This window comes from Nocardiopsis sp. LDBS0036 (genome assembly GCF_041228755.1).
Lineage (GTDB): Bacteria > Actinomycetota > Actinomycetes > Streptosporangiales > Streptosporangiaceae > Nocardiopsis > Nocardiopsis dassonvillei.
Map to the genome: position 1 here is coordinate 5,587,020 of NZ_CP141103.1, position 19,646 is coordinate 5,606,665.

Here is a 19,646-nt window from a genome sequence, read left to right on the forward strand (position 1 = left end):
GAAGAGTCCCTGTCCGCGTGGGCACAGCGGGGAGTGCGAGGAAGCCCCGACCGAGCGCGGAGGGTGGGACCGAAAACCGGAAGGGGAGGGAGGGGAGCGCCGGGCCCGTACGGCGGGCCGCGCGGCGGGGGAGCGGTTCACGGGGTGGCCGGTTGCGGACACGCGCTGTGCAGACGCGCGCCGACGCGAGATCGTGTACCAGGGGGAGGCAGGAACCACGTGTGGTTCAGGACTCTGCCGGGGTCCGTCCTACCCCGGCAGAGTCCTCAACCACCCTAGAGAAGCGGTACCCAGTCCCCGACCTCCCCAAAGCGCGCCGGGCCGCGAACCTGCGGTGATCGGGGACGCGGGTGCCGGTCGCGACCCCGCGGCCGCTCCCGCCCGTGTGAGGGGCCGGTCCGCGGCGGCGCCGGTTCCGCACCGCGCTCCTTTCCGCCCATGCTCTACCGTGGTGGTGACAAAAGGAGCGGGAAAGGACCGGGCGAGCGACAGTGGCCTCCAATGACATGAGTCGGATGCGTGTCTCCGACGCGGAGAGGGACCAGGTGGCGGAGGTCCTGCGGGAGGCGGCGGCACAGGGGCGCATCACCCTCGACGAACTCGACGAACGGCTCAACGCCGTCTACGCGGCCAAGACCTACGCCGACCTCGAACCGGTCACCGCCGACCTGCCGACGGGCGCCGAGACGCTGCCGGGCGCCGTCGCGCGGCCGGTGGAGGGCGTCCTCCCGGAGCGCCACGACGGCGGTGACGCCCTCGTCATCCGCTCCCAGGGCGGTGGCCCCGTCATCCGCAGGGGCGCGTGGCAGGTGCCGCGCCGCGTCGAGGTGCACAACAAGTACGGCCTCACCCGGCTCGACTTCCGCGAGGCCTCCCTGACCAGCGCCGTCGTCGAGGTCCACGTGGACGCCTCCTGGGGGAACGGCACCGTGATCCTGCCCGAGGGCGCCACCGCCGAGGTGGAGGCGGACGCCTCCTGGTTCGGCACACTGCGCAACAGCACCGACTCCCTGCGCCGGGCGTCCGCCCCGCACTTCGTCATCACCGGTTCCTGCCAGGGCGGCTCCCTGACGGTTCGGTACAAGCGGTCCTTCTCCTGGGGCGGCCTGGCGGGTCTGGGGAGCTGAGCCCGGGATCCCGCGCGGGGGCGGCAGGCCTTCGCGAGCGGGAACCGGTCCCGTGCGCGGCCGGTCCCGGGCGTCCCGGGGGCGGCAGGCCCGGCACGGAGGTTCCGACGCGTCCCGGTTTTCGGCCCCCCGCACGGGTCCGTGCGCCTTCGTCCGGATACCGGGCCTCCGCCGGTGCGCCATGATGGGTGCGGCGCGCGGCCCCGCGCACGCGCGCCGGACGACGGAGAGGGGCGGCAGGGTGGGCTTGTGGATCGCGGCGGTCGGAGCGGGCGCGTGCGCCCTGGCACTGGGCCCCTACGCCTGGACCTTTCTGGGCAGCGCCGGGCGCCGCGGGGAGGTCGACACCGTCCCGCACCGGCCCGTGGCCGTGGTCCTGGGGGCCGCCGCCTGGAACGACGGACCCTCACCGCTGCTCGCCCGCCGCCTGGACCTGGCCGTGCGCCTGTACGAGAACGGCCGGGTCGAACGGATCATCGTCTCCGGCGACAACCGCGAGGTGTCGCGCCGCGAGACCGACACCATGACCGCGTACCTGGTCGCGCAGGGCGTGCCAGCCGACCGGATCGACGCCGACCGCCACGGCTACCGCACGTGGGACACCTGTGTGCGGGTGCGCGACCTGTTCGGGGTGCGCGAGGCGACCATGGTCACCCAGTCCTTCCACCTGCCCCGCACGGTCGCCCTCGCCCGCGCCGCGGGGATCGACGCGGTCGGGGTGGGCGACTCCAGCATGGGCGCCCGCCGCCGCTCCACCGTGATCGGCTACGCCCGTGAGGTCGCCGCCGCGGTCAAGGCCCTGCGCGACGCCGTGCTGCGCCCGGCGCCCGCCCGGAGCGAGCTCTAGCGGCCCCCGCCCGGACTGAGTCCCGGCGGGTCCCGCCCGGACCCGCCCCGTCGCACCGCCCCGGTCGTCCACAGGCGTGAACCGCCTCTGGTGCCGCCGCGCGGCGCGGGCCTAGCTGTACTGACCACGGAGGTTGGTAACACCCACCCCGCCTGACACACACAAAGAGGGCCTCCGGTATCGGTGTGGATTGCGACATCTACCACCGAACCGGAAGGCCCTCGATGCCCCACACTACCCACGCCAACGCCACACTCACACCCGCAGGGCGCCTGGCGTTGGCCCGCTGCGTGGTCGAAGACGACTGGCCGCTCAGGCGTGCCGCCGAACGCTTCCAGACCAGTACCACCACCGCCAAACGCTGGGCCGACCGCTACCGCACCCAAGGCCAGGCCGGGATGGACGACGCCTCCAGTCGCCCGCACCGCTCACCCCAGCGCACCCCCGCCCGCCGCGAACGCCGCGTGATCAAACTCCGCTGCACCCGCCGATGGGGCCCGGCCCGCATCGGCGGCCACCTGGGCATGCATCCCTCGACCGTGCACCGGATCCTGACCCGCTACCGCATGCCCCGACTGTCCCACCTGGACCGGGCCACTCACCGGGTAGTACGCCGCTACGAGCGCGCTCGACCGGGCGAGCTCGTGCATGTGGACATCAAAAAGCTCGGCAACATCCCCGCCGGGGGCGGACACCGTACCCAGGGACGCGCTCAAGGCCGCCGCAATCGCACCACCACCGCGCACGCCCCGCGCAACAACCACGGCAACCCCAAGCTGGGCTACGGCTACCTGCACACCGCCATCGACGACTACTCCCGCCTGGCCTACACCGAGATCCTGGCCGATGAGAAAAAGGAGACCGCCACCGGGTTCTGGGAGCGAGCGCACGCCTACTTCGTCTCAGCGGGGGTCGTGGTGGAGCGGGTGCTAACCGACAACGGGGCCTGCTATACGTCCCACCTGTGGCGCGGCCTGCTCTATGGCCAGGGCATCAAGCACAAACGCACCCGCCCCTACCGGCCCCAGACCAACGGCAAGGTGGAGCGCTTCCATCGCACCCTGGCCGACGAATGGGCCTACGCCCGCCCCTACCAATCCGAGAGCGAAAGGCGGGAGGCGTTCCCCGGGTGGTTGCATCACTACAATCACCACCGGTTCCACACCGCGATCAGCGGCCCTCCCGCCTCCCGCGTTCCTAACCTCTCAGGTCAGTACACCTAGCGTGGTAACAGGGGGGTCCCCGGGCTCCTCCGCTTCGTGCTGCCCGCCCCCGGCCTCGGGGTTCGGCGCCGTCGCACCGTCCCGGTTGTCCACAGGTGGATTCGCGCGTACCGGCTCAGGCGGGATAATCGGCACCATGAACGCGACCACCGACCCACACGACGGCGCGGAGAACGTGGACTGGGCGACCCTGGCCCCCGAGGGCGGCGCTCGCATCCCCGAGCTCCTCGGCCAGCTCGCCGGGAGCGACAGCGCGCTCTCCGAACTCCACGACATCATCCACTTCCCCGCGCCCGGACACCTCGCCGCACCCAAGGCGGTCGACTTCCTGGTCGACCTCGCCTGCGCCGAGTCCACCCCGGCCACCGACCGCTGGCGTCCCCTCAGCCTGCTCCTGGAGCTGGTGGCCGGGCACGCCGAGGACCGCTTCCCCGAGACCCGCGACCTGGACCAGTGGCGCGACGAGGTGGCCTGGGCGGCCTCCAACGACGCCGAGAAGGTCCGCCAGCAGTACCGCGACTGGGCCGAGGAGGCCCCGGACGAGCAGCACTACCACCGCATGCGCAACCGGCTCGCCGTGATGGAGCAGCCCGACGGCGCCGCGATCCTCCAGGCCGAGCTGGACACCTACGAGGCCGTCCGCGCCCGCGTCCCCGACCTGGTAGCACTGCTCCACGGCGGCGCCAACCGCGGCGGCATGGACCGCGCGGGGGAGTGGGTGAGCTACCTGCTGGCCTTCCTGCCCGACGACGCCGAGCGCATCACCACCGAGATCACCGGAGCCTCCCAGGTCCTGCTCGCCAAGGACCTGCGCCCCGCCCCGCAGGCGCCCACGAGCCTGCGCGACGTGATGAACGCGCTGGACAGCGGCGGCGACCCGCTCCCCGCGGAACTGTTCGCCCTCGGCCTGCTGGCCAGCCCGAACGACATCGACGTCTCGGTCGGCCTCACCCACCAGATGGCGGGCGGGAACCTGTACAACTCCTTCGCCGCCTCGGTGGCGATGCTGCTCATCCACGGCGAGAAGACCCCGCGCGAGGCGCTGCGCCGCGTCGGCCGCGGCGGCGGCACCTCCATGGGCTACCAGGGCCTGTTCAACGAGTCCTGGCCGCACTGCGGCGGGCACTCCCCGCAGGTCCTGGGCTTCCTGGCCCTGGGCCGCGCGGGCGACCGCGCCCGCCGTCTGCGCCTGGACATCCTGCCCGGCCTGATCAATGGCGAGGAGGACTCGCGCGCCCTCGTGACGGGTGTCGGCCTCGAACTGGTGCTCGGCCCCCGCAGCAAGGGCCACACCGCCGAGGAGCACGCCGAGGCCGACTACGACGAGGAGACCCTCAAGGTCCTCTGGACGATCGCCGAACTGCCCGCCTCCGCCTGGGAGGACGAGGAGTTCACGCGGACCCTGAGCGCCTGGGCGCTGCCGGACAACGCCGAGGACTTCTGCGCGCTCGTGGGTGTGGAGTCCCAGCCCGAACCGGAGCCGGAGCGGGCCGCGGTCCCGCAGCCGCAGCAGCCCGCCGCCCCCCAGCCCGGCGGGCTGCTGGGGCGCCTCTTCGGCGGAGGACGGTAGGGCGCGCCCGGTCCACCGGCGCGGCGTAACCCCCGGCGCCGGTGGACCGACCGGTCGCGATCGCCCGCCGCGGCCCCGGGCCGTCGCGTACGGCTCCGGGGCCGGGGCGGCCTCAGCCGTCCGTCGGGCCCGGTTCGCGCTCCAGCGCCAGGGCCTCGTCCACAGCGGTCTCGTAGTCGCCCAGGAACGTCGGGTCGGGCCGCAGCACCACCGAGCCCAGCGCCGCCACCGCCGCCGGGACCTCACGGAACCACCCGTACACGGTGGCGAAGGTGCGCTCCTCCAGGCTGGAGTCGGCCACGCCCACCGCGTCGATGCCCGCCGAACGGCACAGCCGCACGGCGCGGGGCAGATGGAAGTCCTGTGTGACCACGGTGGCCTCCCGCACTCCGAACACCTCGTGGGCCCGCACGCACGAGTCCCAGGTGGAGAACCCGGCGTAGTCGCCGACGATGTGCTCTCCCGGCACCCCGGCGTCCACCAGGTAGGCGCGCATCGTGTCGGTCTCGTTGTAGTGCTCGACGCTGTTGTCACCGGTCACCAGGACGACGTCGACCTTCCCGGCGAAGTAGAGGTCGGCCGCGGTGTCCAGCCGCCGGGCCAGCAGCAGACTGGGCCGCCCGTCGGGGCGCACACCGGCGCCCAGCACCAGCGCCACCGGGCGTTCCGGCACGGAGGCGGCTGTGTGGCGGTGGTCGGAGGTGGAGGAGAGCACCCACAGGAACGGCACGCAGCCCGCCACCATCGCGAACACGGCCAGCACGGCGAGGCGCCCCAGCCACGTCCGGCGTCCGCGGCGGCCAGCGGAGGCCCCGGCGCTCCCGGTGCCGGAGACGGCGTCGCCGGTGCCGCCCCCGGAGCCGCCGGAACCGGGGGAGGGTTGGTCACGGAGGACACCGGTGTCGTCGTCGGACGGGGGACTCTGGGATGTGGCGGGATCTGGGATCGTCACGCTTGGGAAGACGCCCGGCCCCGCTCCGGAGTTCCGGTGCGGCGCAAGTTCCGGTACGGCACAGCGGACCCGGCCGCTCCGGTGCGGACCGTCCGGTTGTGGCCGGGCTTCGCCCGGTTCGGGTTCGGCACGGCCCCGGTTCCGACCCGGCTCCGGCTCAGGCCCGCGAAGCAGTCGGCGTTCCGGTCCCGGTTTCCGGCCGGATCCATGCCCGGCTCGGGCCCGTTCCAGGGCCGCTGACCGTCTGTCCGCACGGCCCCCTCCGGGGCTAGAGTCGCCGCATGTCCTTCCAGCCACAGCACGAAGACCTGCCCGCGCGGCTCCGGCGCCTGGCCGACCTCAGGCCGAGGAACATGCGCGACGGCTCCGGCATGCACGAGTACGACGGCAAGGCCGCCGACCTGTCGCCCGAAGGGGTCCGGGAGGCCCTGGCCGGACTCGGCGGCGACCCCCTCGACGACCCGCACGACGAGGCCCACCTGGCCGCCTTCGAGAACGCCCTGCGCTACGAGCTGGGCGAACTCCAGCTGCACCGCGCCAACCCCCTCTACCACGTCAACGAACTCGACCTGTCGGGCTACGACCGCGCGTACGCGCCCCAGGCTGAGCGCGACGCCGCACGCGTCGCCCACCTGGCCGAGTGGCCGCGCGTGGTCGACAACGCGATCGCGGCCCTGGACCGGCTGCCCGCCCCCCTCGCCGAGTCCCTCCTCGGCGCCGTCCGGGGTGTGGCCGACGGTCTCCCCGAGGACGTGCCCGCCGACGTGCGCGACGCGGCCCTCGCAGCGCACGCGCGCCTGCTCGCCCACGTCGAGAAGGCGGTGCGGGAGGGTCCCCGCAGCGCCGGGCTCGGCGCCGGGCCGCTCGCCCGACTCATGGGCAGCGGTGAGGCCGTCGAGGTCGACCTCGCGGACCTGGCCGTCCGCGCCGACGCCGAACGCGACCGCCTGCGCGCGCGTCTGGCCGAGGCCGTCGGGCGCCTCGCGCCCGGTCGCGACACCATGGAGTTCGTCCGCGAGCTCACCCGCCAGCACCCCGACACCGACGGAGTCCTGGACGCCGCCCGCCGCTGGACGGAGCTGGCCGTGGCGTTCACCGCCGAACGCGGCCTGGCGCCCCACAACGACGGCGAGTGCCGCGTGGACGTCTCCCCGCCCTCCCAGCGCTGGGCCACCGCGATGATGGCGTGGTCGGGCCCGTGGGAGGCCGACACGCCCTCCTTCTACTTCATCACCCCGCCCGACGCCTCCTGGACCGCGGAGGAGGCCGACGAGTGGCTGGAGATGTTCAGCCACACCACCCTGCCCGCCGTGAGCGTGCACGAGGTGGCTCCCGGCCACTTCTCCCACGGCCGTGCGCTGCGCCGGGCGCCCGGGCCGGTGCGCCGCGCCCTGCACTCGATGACCTTCGCCGAGGGCTGGGCGCACTACGTTGAGGAGGTGTGCGTGGACGAGGGCTTCGGCGCCTACGCCGCCGAACGACTGGGCGACCCCGCCTGGACCGCCGACCACTACGAGACCGGGGTGTGGGTGGAGGCGCTCATCCGCGTCACCCGCCTGTCCGTGGCGATCGGCATGCACAGCGGCACCATGACCGTGGAGGAGGCGGCCGCCCGCTTCGCCGAGGACACGCCGCTCCAGGGGCCCGCGGCCCTGGCCGAGGCGCGCCGCGCCACCTTCGACCCCACCTACGGCCGCTACACCTGGGGAAAACTGGAGATCCTGCGGCTGAGGGAGCGGGCGCGCGAGCGCTGGGGCGACGGATTCACCCTTGAGCGCTTCCACCGGGCCCTGCTGGACCTGGGCTCCCCGCCGATCGGTCTGATCGGCACCGCGGTCGAACGCGGCTGAGCCGGAGGGCCGGGGCCGTCCACAGCCGCCAACAGGGGCTGGCGGGGCGGGCGGCGGCGCGGGACACTCGGATACGGGGGGACCAGCCCCTCCCACGGCGGCGCACGGCGCCCCCGGCATCGAGCCTACGCCGCCCGCCCCGCCCCGGGCCAGAGCGACCTTCGGCCTGTGGAAGACCCGCGCGGGCCCGGCCCGCGCGGGACTCAACTCGTGCGGGCCCGGCCCGCGCGGGACTCAACTCGTGCGGGCCCGGCCCGCGCGGGACAGCGGCCGTCCCGACCGCCCCGCCGCCTACTCCGGGGCGACCCGGCCCGGCAGGCCCAACCCGGCCAGCGCGGGGCGGACCCGGCCCCGGGCCTCGCCCAGGGCCCGGGCCGCCGTGTCCGCGTCCACGTCGGCCAACAGCGACACCAGCGCGACGCGGGTGTCGCCCCCGGCCGCGTTCAGCGCCCGCGCGCACACCCGCTCGTCCAACCCGGTGGCCTGCGTCAGGATGGTCACCACGCGGCCGCGCAGCTTGCCGTTGGTGGCGTCCACACCCACCATCAGGTTCGAGTACGTCCGCCCCATCCGCACCATCACCGCGGTGGAGAACGCGTTCAACGCCAGCTTCTGCGCCGTGCCCGCCTTCATCCGGGTGGACCCGGCGATCACCTCCGCGCCGGTGGCCATGCCCACGTGCACGTCCGCCTCCCGCGCCAGCGGCGCCTGCGGGTTCGCGCTGATCAGCACCGTCGCGGCCGAGCGCTCCCGGGCCGCCTCCAGCGCCCCGCCCACGTACGGGGTGCGCCCGCTGGCGGCCAGGCCCACGGCCAGCGACCCCGGGACGATCCCGGCGGCGTCGGCCCGGCCCGACTCCCAGTCGTCCTCGATCCCCTCCACGGCCCGCGCCAGGGCCTCCCCGCCGCCCGCGTGGTGGGCCACCACCCACGAGGCGGGCACGCCGTAGGTCGGCGGCAGTTCGGCGGCGTCCTGGGCCGCGATCCGCCCCGAGGTGCCCGCGCCGAAGTAGTGGATGGCCGCCCCGCTCTCCAGGGCGGCCACCCCCAGCTCCACGGCCCGCGCCAGTTCCGGCAGGACCGCGCCCACCGCGCCGGGGACCGTGACGTCCTCGGCGTTGATCTGTCGCAGCACGTCCAGCGCCGGGAGCAGGTCGATGTCGTGGGTACCGGAGTTGCGGGCCTCCGTGGGCGCGCGCACGATCACGGCCGCACCGCCCCCGTTCTCCCCGGAGGGCAGCGGGGCGCCGGCCTCCCGAGGGGCGTCCCCGCCTTCCGGCCGGGTTCCGCGCCCGTCGTCGTGCACAGCGCTCTCCTGTTCGGTCCGCACCGGTGCCGTTCCTTTCCCTCGTTCGACCGTCCCGCCTCCGCCGTCGGCCGGAGCCGGGCGGCGGAGGCGGGACGCGTACGGTCAGCCGTCGTTGTCGTCCGTGCTCCCGCCGGGGGCCTCGCCCCTGCGGCGTCTGCGGTCGTCGTTGATCCGCAGCCCCCGCACCGCCTCGAAGGTCGTCTCCAGCGCGGTGCGGCTGTCGGTGTAGCGGCTCTGCGCCAGGCCCACGAACAGGCAGTCCACCACGGTCAGCTGCGCGAGCCTGCTCGCGGTGGCCCCCGAGCGGAACGTGGTCTCGCGGGCCGCGGTGGTCAGCACGTGGTCGGCGAACCCGATCGGCGAGCGGGGGAAGTTGGTGACGGCGACGGTCCGGGCGCCGCGCCGCCCCGCCTCCGTGAGCGCCTGCACCGTGTCTATGGTCGTTCCGCTGTGGGAGATGCCGATCGCCACGTCGCGCTCGTCCAGCAGCGCCGCGCTGGTGAGCATCACGTGCGCGTCCGACCACGCGAACGAGGTGAGCCCGATCCGGTGCAGCTTCTGCTGGAGGTCGGCGCCGACGAACGCGCTCGCGCCCACCCCGTACACGTCGATGCGCCGCGCGCCCGCCATCGTGTCGATGACCGTGCGCAGCACCTCCACGTCCAGGGCGGCGCCGGTCTCCTCCACCGCGCGCGCGTCGGTGTAGGCGATCTTCTGCACCACCGTGACGAGGGTGTCGTCGGGATTGATGTCGCTGGACAGCTCCGGAGCCGCCCCGCGGGCGCCGCGCGCCTGACCGGCCTCGGTGGCCAGGGCCAGGCGCAGCTCCCGGTAGCCGCTGAAGTCGATGGTGCGGCAGAACCGGATCACGGTGGCCTCGGACGTGGCGCAGTCCTTGGCGAGCTGGGTGATGGAGGAGGCGGCGGCCCGCTCGGGGTCGTCGACGACGTGCTGCGCGACCCGTCGCTCCGCGGGCGCGAGGGAGGGCAGGAGCGACCGGATGCGCAGGACCGTCGTGGGGACGGACGGCGCGGAGACGTGTCCGCTCTCCGCCCGGCCGCCCGCAGGCTTCGGGATTTCCGCCATGGAGGAAAGTTTCTTTCGGTCGTGGTGAAGAGTCAACGAGGTGAGGGGAAAAAGCGGGAGAATCCAGGATTCCAAGGGACGGCCGCGGCGGCAAGTGCGGGGTGCGTGATTGCGATATCCCAGCTCAGGCGGCACCCTGGAGCCAGGGGCGTCGGGGTTCACCCGCTCGCACGCGCGCCCCGCGAGGGGGAGGGTGCTGTGTCGCTGAGCGACCCGGCGAGGCGGTGGCACGACACGGCCGGACAGGCCCGGCAGGGCGCGTCCGGGCACACCGCCCGCGGGCTGCGCGTCGGACTGCTCGGGCAGTTCGGCGTCGAGATGGACGGGGCCCCGCTGCGCCTGCGCGGGGACAAGCGCCGTGCCCTGCTGGCCACGCTCCTGCTCAACACCGGGCGCACCGTCCCCACCGCGCACCTCATCGAACGCGTCTGGGGGAGCCCGGCCTCCCCGTCCGCGCGCAGCGCCCTCCAGGTCCACGTGACCCGCGTGCGCGCGGTCCTGGACCAGCACTGCGGCACCCCGCTCATCACGGGCGGCGACGGCGGCTACCGGGTCGACCTCGCCGAGGACCAGTGCGACCTGCTGCGCTTTCGCTCCCTGGTCCGCCGCGCCGACGGGGGCGCCGACCCCTCCGACCGCGCCGACCTGCTCATCAGCGCCCTGCGCCTGTGGCGTGGCCCGGTCCTGGCCGACATCGTCAGCCCCGTCCTGCACGAGCGCGACATCCCGCCCCTGAACGAGGAGCTCCTGCGGGCCGCCGAGGAGGGGTTCGGCGCCGCCCTGGCCCGGGGCGACCACGAGCGGGTGGCCGACCAGATCGGCCCCATCGCCACCGACCACCCCGAGCGCGAACCCCTCATCCGCGTTCAGATGACCGCCCTCTACCGCTGCGGGCGCCCCAGCGAGGCCCTGCGCGTGTACGCCCGCACCCGCGACGCGCTGGCCGAGCACCTGGGCGCGGACCCGGGCCGCGAACTCCAGGAGACCTTCCACGGCATCCTGCGCGGCGACCTCGACCGCGCCCCGGGCACCAGCGTCCCGCGCCAGCGCGCCTCCGTCGAGGAGGGCGCCGGGGTCCGGCCCCTCTCCGCGGACACCGGACCGAACACCGGGTCAGCCGACGCGCCGGGCACCGAACCGGAGGCGGGATCCCACGCCGGACCCGGGCCGGGCGCCGATCCCGACGTCCCGGCGGGGGCGGAGGAACGCGACGACCGCGGCGACGGTCCGGTCCACGCGCCCGCCCCGGTGTCGGCCGCCCTCGCCCCGGCGGAGCTGCCCGCCGCGCCCTCCGCGCTGCTGGGTCGCGAGGAGGCCCTGGCCGAACTGGACCGGCTGGTGGACCCCTCCAGCACCGCCCCCGGCAGCGCGCTGGTGCGCGGCCCCGCGGGCGCCGGGGCCAGCGCCCTCGCCCTGAGCTGGGCCCGCGCGGCCGCGCCGCACTTCCCCGACGGACAGCTCTACGTCGACCTCCGCGGCGGCGACGGCAGCCCCCGAGACCCGGTCGAGGTGCTGCGCCGTCTGGTGCGCTCCCTGTCCACCGGCACCCGCGGCACCGAGGCCATGGACGCCGACGAGGCCGCCGCGCGGGTCCGGACGCTGTTGGCGCACCGGCGCGTCCTGCTGGTCCTGGACAACGCGGCCTCCGTGCGCCAGGTGCGCCCCCTGCTCCCCGGCGGCACCGGGTGCGCGGCGCTCGTCACCAGCCGCTACTGGCTGACCGACCTGCTGGTGCGCGACGGTCTGCGCGCCCTGCCCGTGGGGCCGCTCCCCCCGGACGCCGCGGTGGACCTGTTGCGCCCGCGGGAGGGGCGGGACCGGCGCGCCGAGTCGGTGCTGCGCCGCCTCGCCCAGGTTCTGGGACACCTGCCCCTGGCGCTGCGCATGGCGGCGGTCTGGCTCGACGACACCCGCCCGGACCGGTCCGCCGCGGAGCTGGTGCGCCGACTGGAGGGGGCGGACCCGGCACGCGGGAGCACGCCCACGGCCCGGATGGCCGCCGTGCTGCGTGCCGGGCCCCGGGAGGGACGGCACGGCCGCGGGGAAGTACCGGCCGAGCCCCGTCCTCCCGACACCAGTGTCGAACGGGGATCTTACGTTCGGCTTTCACCCAGGTGAGAAAGCGGCCGCCCCCGGGGGGACGCGGAGTGCGCGCCGCGTCGCCCAGCGCGGTGTCCGCAGGTGCGCGGCGGGGGATGGCCAAGAGCGTGTAGCGAAAAGGATGAGATATACCCACGGGGGTCCTCATCACTCCCATGAGTCGCTAGGGTCAACCTCATGACAGAGAACAACGATCCCAACATGGACCCGGCGGGAACCACGCAGCACTTCCGCCGCTTCGTCGACGAGAACCCGAGCACCGAGGAGCCCGCGCGCCGCCCGGTCATGCCGATCGTGCTGGCCGTCGTCGGCGCGGTCCTGCTCATCGCCGTGATCGTCGCGCTGTTCCTGGCCTTCGCCTAGGCACTTCGAGGCAGGGGACCGAGGGGAGGACCGCCACTCCCGCCGGTTCGTAACCGGTTCGCGGCCCTCCTGCGGTCCTGCTAGAGTTAACGACGTCGCCAGGGGAGGCCCGCAGGGCCGGTACCATGGCATGACAGGCGCCATTAGCTCAGTTGGTCAGAGCAGCTGACTCTTAATCAGCGGGTCCGGGGTTCGAGTCCCTGATGGCGCACAGACAACGGCCCCGGGTCGAAGGCACCGCCTTCCGCCCGGGGCCTTCGTGTTGCCCGCCCGCGCCGCCACCGGCGCGGGGGAGGCGGCCGCGGTGGTGTGCCCCACATCGTGCGGTTCGCGGCGCGGGGCACTCCGTCGGTCGGGTAGAGTTGTCCCTGTCGCCGCGGCCGGAAGGCAGGGCGATGAACAACAGGCGTCATTAGCTCAGTTGGTCAGAGCAGCTGACTCTTAATCAGCGGGTCCGGGGTTCGAGTCCCTGATGACGCACCCGAGGCGAGGGCCCCGGCCGGAAACGGCCGGGGCCCTCGCTTTCTCTGTGGGGACGCCCTGTACGGGAACACTGTGCGGCGACACCCTGCCGCGTCCTCACGCTTTCCGCGCGCCTCCCCGAAGGCGTTCACCCCCCGCGCCCCGCCGGAAGCTCTCCGCCGCCCCTTCCGGAAACCGCTCCCGGAACCCGCGTGCGCGCGGGCCGCCCTCCGTGCCCGCCCGGACGAGGACGCGGCTCCGGAAAACGTCATAGGTCTGTGATGTGCTGCTTCGTGTTTGCGGCATCCCATAGGGGTGAAGCGGGGGAGAGGCCGTGGAAGCACACCGTGACGGTCCACTGCCATTCCGTCGTTTTCGCAGATGAAATTGACATAAACCCCCAGGTAGTGAATTGTTACCTTCTCGCCGCTTCTCTCAGGTCGGCGAGCCCCATGCATAACTTTCGGAGTATCCCCATGTCGAATTTCTCCCCCCTCCTGCGTACCGCCGGCGTCTCGGTGCTCGCCGCGGGCAGTGTGTTCGCCCTCAGCGGCTGCGGCGCCCTCATGTCCTTCATGGGTGCCGGCAACGTGATGGAGCTCAACGTCGGCGACTGCTTCGTCGAGGAGCAGATGAACACCGCTCTCGCCAGCGGCGAGGTCAGCAACATCCCGCTGGTGGACTGCGCCGAGGAGCACGACTCGGAGTTCTTCTTCGCCTACGACATGACCGAGGCCGAGTACCCCGGCGAGGACGCGACGCTGACCCAGGCCGAGGAGCTCTGCACCGGCGAGGAGTTCACCAACTTCATCGGCGTCCCCTACTCCGAGTCGGAGATCTACGCCGGTCACCTCTACCCCACCCAGGAGTCCTGGGACCAGTTCAACGACCGCGAGATCATCTGCTACGCGACCACCTCCACCTCGGGCGAGATGGTCACCGGTACCCTCTCGGGCGCCAACCGCTGAGCGTCCCCCGGACAGCGCAGGCCCTGCCCCGCCTTCGCCCCCCCGGCCGCACGAGCGGCCCTTCCCCCCTCCCCATCCCCCTCCCACCTGCGGCGACGAACGCCGCGCGGTGTTCGGAGCCCTCGGTCCGGCGAGTCCGGACCCGGGATGACGACGTCCGCGAGCCCCGTGCACCCGGACAGGTGGCGCCGATCCCCTCCCCCCGCGTCGGCATCAGTACCCAACGACCCAGTGGAGTTCCCCATGCTGTCCGCAACGCACCGCCCGCTCTTCGGCCGTGTCGTCCTGGGAACCCTGGCCGTCGGCGCCACCCTGGTGGCCACGACGGCCTGCGGTTCGCTTCCCCTGCTGCCCCCCGCCCTCCAGGGCGGAGGGGAGACCGTCTCTCCCGCGCCCCGGGAGACCGTGGAGCCGACCGAGTCCACGGAGACCGCCGAGCCGGTGGAGACCGAGACCACCGAGCCCGTCGCCCCGGGAGACGGTGACGTGTTCTCCCTGGAGGTGGGCGACTGCTTCATCGAGGAGGAGATGAACACCGCGCTGTTCAGCGACGGGATCAGCGAGGTCCCGCTGGTGGACTGCTCCCAGGAGCACGACTCGGAGTTCTTCCACTCCCACCAGATGACCGACGCCGAGTACCCCGGCGAGGACGCGACGATGACCGAGGCCGAGGAGGTCTGCACCGGCGAGGAGTTCACCAGCTTCGTCGGTGTCGAGTACGCCTACTCGGAGATCTACGCGGGCCACCTCTACCCGACCCAGCAGAGCTGGGACATGCTCGGCGACCGCGAGATCATCTGCTACGTGACCACCTCCAACACGGGCGAGATGGTCACCGGCACCCTTGAGGGCGCCAACCGCTGAGGGCCGGGACCGCGGGGCCCTGTCCCCACCCCGCTCCTCCCTCCCGCCGCTCCCCCCTGAGGCGGCGCGCGTCACGCGGTGCCCCGGGAGGTAACAGAACCTGACACATCCGGACCTGGGACGAAACCTTCTCCACGTCCCCGGCATCTGGGTATGTGTCGCCGATTCCGTCCCCCATCGGCATCAGTACCGAACGATCCAGTGGAGTCCCCATGTTGTCCGAAATGCGCCGCCCGCTCTTCGGCCGCGTCGTCCTGGGAACCCTGGCCGTCGGCGCCACCCTGGTGGCCACGACGGCCTGCGGTTCGCTTCCCCTGCTGCCCCCCGCCCTCCAGGGCGGAGGGGGGACCGTCGCCCCCGAGCCCACGGACGCCGCGGCGCCGACCGCGTCCGAGGAGACCGCCGAGCCCGTCTCTCCCGGGACCGTCGACGTGTTCTCCCTGGAGGTGGGCGACTGCTTCATCGAGTCCGAGATGGAGACCGCGCTGTTCAGCGACGGGATCAGCGAGGTCCCGCTGGTGGACTGCTCCCAGGAGCACGACTCGGAGTTCTTCTACTCCCACCAGATGACCGACGCCGAGTACCCCGGCGACTCGACGGTCCAGACCGAGGCCGACGAGATCTGCACCGGTCAGAACTTCACCGACTTCATCGGCGTCGACTACCTCGACTCGGAGATCTACGCCTACTACCTCACCCCGACCCAGGACAGCTGGGACCAGGCCAACGACCGCGAGATCATCTGCTACGCGACCACCGCCAACATCGGTGAGATGGTCACCGGTACCCTCGCGGGCGCCAACCGCTGAGCAGCGGGGACCGCGGGGCCCTGTCCCCACCCCGCTTCCCCTCCCGTCGTCCCCGTGGACGGGTGACCCCCGGCACGCGGAGCCCCGAGAGTCCGATTCGTCCGATCCTGGGATGAAAAATCCTCCGTGGCCGCGGTGAGAACGGCCCGCGCCGCCCCTCGCGGGGCGGCGCGGGCCGCCGTCGTCTCCGGGGTCAGATCCCCAGACCGCTCGGGCCGGTCCGGTCGCGCAGTGCCACGAGGTCCTCGGCCTCCACCTCGATCTCCCCGTCCACCTCCGCCGGGGGCAGGCCCTGGCAGGTGAGGTCCTCGGGCCGGGCCCCGTCCACCAGGTAGGCGTCCACCGCGTCGGCCACGCAGTCCAGGCCGCCGGGGAGGTAGAAGCCGTGCCCGCCGTCACCGGCGACGGTGATCAGGGAGCTGTCCAGCCGGTCGGCCATGGCCGGGCCGCCCTCGTAGGCGGTGTTGGCGTCGAACTCACCGGCGATGACCAGTGCCTCGGGGTAGCCCTCCCGCTCCAGCTCGACCGGGGGCTCGGGCCGGTCGAGGCCGTTGAAGGTGCACGGGTGGGGAACCGCCCAGTAGGCGCCGCTGCCGTAGGGGTGCTCCTCCCGGTACTCCCGGGCGTCCGCGTGGTAGGTGCTGATCCGCTCGGGCCACTCGGCCTCGCACAGCACCGCCGTCTGCAGGTCGATGGTGGCCGTGCCGTACTCCTCCTCGGCCAGAGCGCCCGCCTGGGCGGCGATGGGCTGGGGCAGGGGCTGATCGTGCACGATGTACCCCAGGATCTCCGAGACCACGTCCCACCGGTCCTGGAAGCGCGAGTACATGCCCACCTCCATGTGGAACAGGTGGTTGTCGTAGAACACGCCGGGCGCGACCTCGAGCGGTTCCTCCCGCAGCCGCTCGGCGGTCGCCTCGAAGGTCGCGTAGACCTCCTCCCGGGTCGAACCGAAGCCGAAGACGTCGTCGTACCCCGCCACCCATGCCGTGTAGCGGTCCATGTTCTCGCTGTATGCCGGCGCCTGCATCATGAAGACGTCGCGCCAGACGCCGTCGGGGTGCACCGACGAGTCCAGCACGCTGCGGTCCAGCCGCTCGGGGAACAGGCTCCCGTAGACCGCGCCCAGGTAGGTGCCGTAGGAGTAGCCCAGGTAGTTGGTCTTCTCCTCACCCAGGGCGGCCCGGATGACGTCCATGTCGCGGGCGGTGTTGGCGGTGGTCATGTGCGGGCGGACGTCGCCCTCGGCCTGCTCGCAGGCGCGCTGGTAGCGGATCGCGGACCGGGTGGCCTCGGAGATCTCCTCGTCCGTGGGACTCGGGTACACGGGCGGCGGCTCCGAGTCGCAGTCCAGCCTGGGAGAGGACCCGCCGGTGCCGCGGGGGTCCATGCCGATGACGTCGTACACCTCGGCGACCCGCAGGCCGCCGACGAGTCCGGTGCCCGTCTGCGGGTCCAGCGGCAGGGGCATGCTCCGCCCGTGCCCGCCCGGCCCCCCGGGGTTGGTGAGCAGGATGCCGCGCCGCTGTTCGGGGTCGGCGGCACGGGCCCGGCTGATGGCCACGGTGACGCGCTCGCCTCCGGGGTCGGAGTAGTCGAGCGGGACCACGACGTCGGCGCACTCCAGTCCCTGGAGCACCTCCTCGGTACAGGGAGCCCAGGCCAGTTCCTGGTCGTGGAACTCGGCGAGCGCGGTGTCGTCGGCGGGGGAGTCCAGGGGATCGGCCGCGGCGGGGGAGGCCGCTGCGAGGGATGCGGCCAGGGCCGTCACCAGGACGGTCGAGGCCAGTGTGGTTGCGCGTGCTGTGCGCACGGGGGTCGCCTCCGCGTCTTCGGTCCGTTCGGGGGAACGGGATCGTGTACTTCGGAGACGTAACCGTACGAACCGCCCGTGTGATGACAACACCCACAAATGTCATGAGTGTGCTCATGTGGCCGGGTTCGGCCAATCGACGCGGCAACCATATGTGACGGTTTATCGATTTTTGTTCGTTTTGTGATGTCGATCGTGTCGCTCGGAAGACGCCGTTTGGTCACGAAGGTGGTCTGGACCACACGGATCGGGTTACCGTGAACCCTCTATTAGGAAACTTTCCTAATAGAAACGGAGTCCCTGCGCCCCCGAAGGAGCCCCGTGGCCACCGAAATCGCGGCCTCCCCGCCACCGCCGCGCGCCGGAAGCGGCGCGTCGGCCCGCACCGACGAGCCCGCGCCCCCGCTGAGGCGGATCTGGCGCCACTACGCCGCCGTCAAGGTCCGCAAGGCCGTCGTCGTGGTGTTCGTCGTCGCCAACGTGACCTTCTTCCTCGGCCGCGCCATGCCCGGCGACCCGATCGACGTGATGGCCGGACGCCTCACGCAGGGCGGCATGTCGATGGAGGAGGCCCGGGTCATCGCCATGAACTCGCTGGCCTACGACCCCGACGCCCCCCTGTACCAGCAGTGGTGGGACTTCCTGGTCGGCCTGGTCACCTTCGACCTGGGCATGACCATCAACCGGCCGGGCCAGAGCGTCATGGAGGCCATCGGCGCCTACCTGCCCTGGACCCTGTTCAGCATCGGCGTCGGCACCGTCATCGCCGTCGTCCTCGGCCTGGCCCTGGGCATGGTGATGGCCTACTGGCGCAACCGCCTCCTGGACCACGTGCTCAGCGTCCTCGCCTCGGTCCTGGGCGCCGTCCCCAACTACCTCATCGCGATGGCCCTGGTCTTCGGCGGAGGCATGTACCTGGGGTGGTTCGACCCCATCGACCTGCGCGGCACGATCAGCCCCGGCGTCCAGGCGGGGTTCAACGCGGAGTTCCTCGGCGACGCCCTGTACCACGCGGCCCTGCCGATCGTCACCTACGTGCTCGCCATCATCGGCACCTGGATGCTCATCATGAAGGCCTCCACCACGGAGGTGCTCGGCGAGGACTACGTGACCGTCGCACGCGCCCGGGGGCTGCGCGACCAGCGCATCGCCGTCTCCTACGTCGGGCGCAACGCGGTCCTGCCGCTGGTCGCCCAGATCGCCATCTCCTTCGGCACCCTCGTCGGCGGCGCGATCTTCGTCGAACAGGTCCTGGTCTACAAGGGCGTCGGCGGCCTGCTCCTGGACGCCGTCAACTACCGCGACTACCCGCTCCTACAGGGGCTGCTCATCATCATCACGTCCTGCGTGGTGGTCGCCAACCTCGTCGCCGACCTCCTCTACAGCCGCCTCGACCCGCGCATCCGAACGTAGGAGCCCACCGGACATGGCCGTCACCACCACCGCAGCCCCCGGGGTCTGGGGAACGATCTGGCAGGGCCTCACCCGCAGCACCAGCGGGTTCGTCGGACTCTGCCTGGTCCTGAGCGTCCTGCTCTTCTCCTTCGTCGGGCCGCTGCTCATCGACCACCACAACCCCACGGACGTCACCGCGATCTGGGGACCGATCACCGCCGAGCACTGGCTCGGCACCAACCACCAGGGCAAGGACACCTTCACCCAGCTCGTGCTGGGCGGACGCGAACCCATCTGGGTCGGCTTCGTCGCCGCCGTGATCACCGTGGCGATCGCGGTCGTCCTCGGCGGCGTCGCCGGCTACGTGCGCGGCCGGATCGACCACTTCCTGCTCCAGCTCACCGACATCACGATGACCATCCCGTTCATCGTGCTGATGCTGGTCATCGCGTCGTTCTTCCGCACCTCCTCGCCGCTGGTGGTCTCCTTCATCATCGGCCTGGTCACCTGGCCCTACCTCATGCGCTCCATCCGAGCCCAGGTGCTCACCCTCAGGGAGCGCGAGTTCGTCGAGGCCGCCCGGCTCCAGGACCTGGGCACCGCGCGCATCCTCTTCGTCGAGGTGCTGCCCAACATGGCGGGCTACATCTTCATCAACTTCATCATCGCCATCACCAACGCGATCTACGCCGTGGTCGGCATGTACCTGCTCGGCCTGCTGCCCAGCACCGCCGACAACTGGGGCCTGATGATCCAGCAGGCCTGGAACAACAACGCCTTCCTGCTGCCCCAGGCCGCGCCCTTCCTCATCGCCCCGATGGTGATGATCATGCTCTTCCAGATCGGACTGGTCACCATGACCCGGTCCCTGGAGCAGGCCCTCAACCCACGACTCCGGGACAGGTGAGC

Annotated in this window: 16 protein-coding genes and 2 tRNA genes; 14 read left to right on the forward strand and 4 right to left on the reverse strand. The window is 72.6% G+C overall.

The annotated features are described in order from the left end of the window. Window positions 1–515 precede the first annotated feature (515 nt). From UIS43_RS23945 to UIS43_RS23960, 4 genes are all read left to right on the forward strand, one after another. A complete protein-coding gene (locus UIS43_RS23945; protein WP_370013273.1) occupies window positions 516–1,127 on the forward strand; it encodes a DUF1707 domain-containing protein in 612 nt (203 codons plus the stop codon). 241 nt (window positions 1,128–1,368) lie between these two features. Beyond that, a complete protein-coding gene (locus UIS43_RS23950) occupies window positions 1,369–1,974 on the forward strand; it encodes a vancomycin high temperature exclusion protein (protein WP_013151523.1) in 606 nt (201 codons plus the stop codon). A gap of 224 nt (window positions 1,975–2,198) precedes the next feature. Further along, window positions 2,199–3,197, forward strand: a complete 999-nt coding sequence (locus UIS43_RS23955) for an IS481 family transposase (protein WP_013152155.1) — start codon at window positions 2,199–2,201, stop codon at window positions 3,195–3,197. Window positions 3,198–3,333: 136 nt separating this feature from the next. Continuing rightward, on the forward strand, window positions 3,334–4,767 hold the full coding sequence (locus UIS43_RS23960) for a hypothetical protein (RefSeq protein ID WP_013151524.1): 1,434 nt from the start codon (window positions 3,334–3,336) through the stop codon (window positions 4,765–4,767). Between the two features lie 112 nt (window positions 4,768–4,879). Here UIS43_RS23960 and UIS43_RS23965 read toward each other — a convergent pair whose 3' ends face one another. Then, a complete protein-coding gene (locus UIS43_RS23965) occupies window positions 4,880–5,719 on the reverse strand; it encodes a vancomycin high temperature exclusion protein (protein WP_370011759.1) in 840 nt (279 codons plus the stop codon). Between the two features lie 281 nt (window positions 5,720–6,000). On the opposite strand from UIS43_RS23965, the gene UIS43_RS23970 reads away from it, so the two are divergent. Then, window positions 6,001–7,569 (forward strand): DUF885 family protein, encoded by a 1,569-nt coding sequence (locus UIS43_RS23970; protein WP_013151527.1) that lies wholly within the window; start codon window positions 6,001–6,003, stop codon window positions 7,567–7,569. Between the two features lie 291 nt (window positions 7,570–7,860). Here UIS43_RS23970 and UIS43_RS23975 read toward each other — a convergent pair whose 3' ends face one another. Further along, entirely contained in the window at window positions 7,861–8,898 is a 1,038-nt protein-coding gene (locus UIS43_RS23975; protein ID WP_041552246.1) for an N-acetylmuramic acid 6-phosphate etherase, read from the reverse strand. A gap of 81 nt (window positions 8,899–8,979) precedes the next feature. After that, window positions 8,980–9,963 carry a MurR/RpiR family transcriptional regulator gene (locus UIS43_RS23980; RefSeq protein WP_013151529.1) on the reverse strand — a complete coding sequence of 328 codons (984 nt, stop codon included), beginning with the start codon at window positions 9,961–9,963 and terminating at the stop codon, window positions 8,980–8,982. A 198-nt stretch (window positions 9,964–10,161) separates the two neighbouring features. Here UIS43_RS23980 and UIS43_RS23985 point away from each other — a divergent pair, with 198 nt between their 5' ends. From UIS43_RS23985 to UIS43_RS24015, 7 genes are all read left to right on the forward strand, one after another. After that, a complete protein-coding gene (locus tag UIS43_RS23985) occupies window positions 10,162–12,081 on the forward strand; it encodes a BTAD domain-containing putative transcriptional regulator (protein WP_013151530.1) in 1,920 nt (639 codons plus the stop codon). Between the two features lie 159 nt (window positions 12,082–12,240). Further along, a complete protein-coding gene (locus UIS43_RS23990) occupies window positions 12,241–12,426 on the forward strand; it encodes a hypothetical protein (protein ID WP_013151531.1) in 186 nt (61 codons plus the stop codon). A 137-nt stretch (window positions 12,427–12,563) separates the two neighbouring features. Further along, window positions 12,564–12,637: transfer RNA gene (locus UIS43_RS23995), tRNA-Lys, on the forward strand. Window positions 12,638–12,832: 195 nt separating this feature from the next. Then, window positions 12,833–12,906 (forward strand) — tRNA-Lys (locus UIS43_RS24000). A gap of 458 nt (window positions 12,907–13,364) precedes the next feature. Then, complete coding sequence (locus tag UIS43_RS24005; protein ID WP_013151532.1) at window positions 13,365–13,856, forward strand: septum formation family protein; 492 nt, start codon at window positions 13,365–13,367, stop codon at window positions 13,854–13,856. Between the two features lie 243 nt (window positions 13,857–14,099). After that, complete coding sequence (locus tag UIS43_RS24010; protein ID WP_013151533.1) at window positions 14,100–14,720, forward strand: septum formation family protein; 621 nt, start codon at window positions 14,100–14,102, stop codon at window positions 14,718–14,720. Between the two features lie 212 nt (window positions 14,721–14,932). Then, entirely contained in the window at window positions 14,933–15,529 is a 597-nt protein-coding gene (locus tag UIS43_RS24015) for a septum formation family protein (protein WP_071621436.1), read from the forward strand. Window positions 15,530–15,722: 193 nt separating this feature from the next. On the opposite strand, the gene UIS43_RS24020 is transcribed toward UIS43_RS24015, so the two are convergent. Then, window positions 15,723–17,342, reverse strand: a complete 1,620-nt coding sequence (locus UIS43_RS24020) for an alpha/beta fold hydrolase (RefSeq protein ID WP_071621437.1) — start codon at window positions 17,340–17,342, stop codon at window positions 15,723–15,725. Window positions 17,343–17,663: 321 nt separating this feature from the next. On the opposite strand from UIS43_RS24020, the gene UIS43_RS24025 reads away from it, so the two are divergent. Together UIS43_RS24025 and UIS43_RS24030 are read left to right on the forward strand one after the other, a co-directional pair. After that, entirely contained in the window at window positions 17,664–18,755 is a 1,092-nt protein-coding gene (locus UIS43_RS24025; protein ID WP_013151536.1) for an ABC transporter permease, read from the forward strand. A gap of 13 nt (window positions 18,756–18,768) precedes the next feature. Next, entirely contained in the window at window positions 18,769–19,644 is an 876-nt protein-coding gene (locus tag UIS43_RS24030) for an ABC transporter permease (RefSeq protein ID WP_013151537.1), read from the forward strand. Window positions 19,645–19,646: the final 2 nt, after the last annotated feature.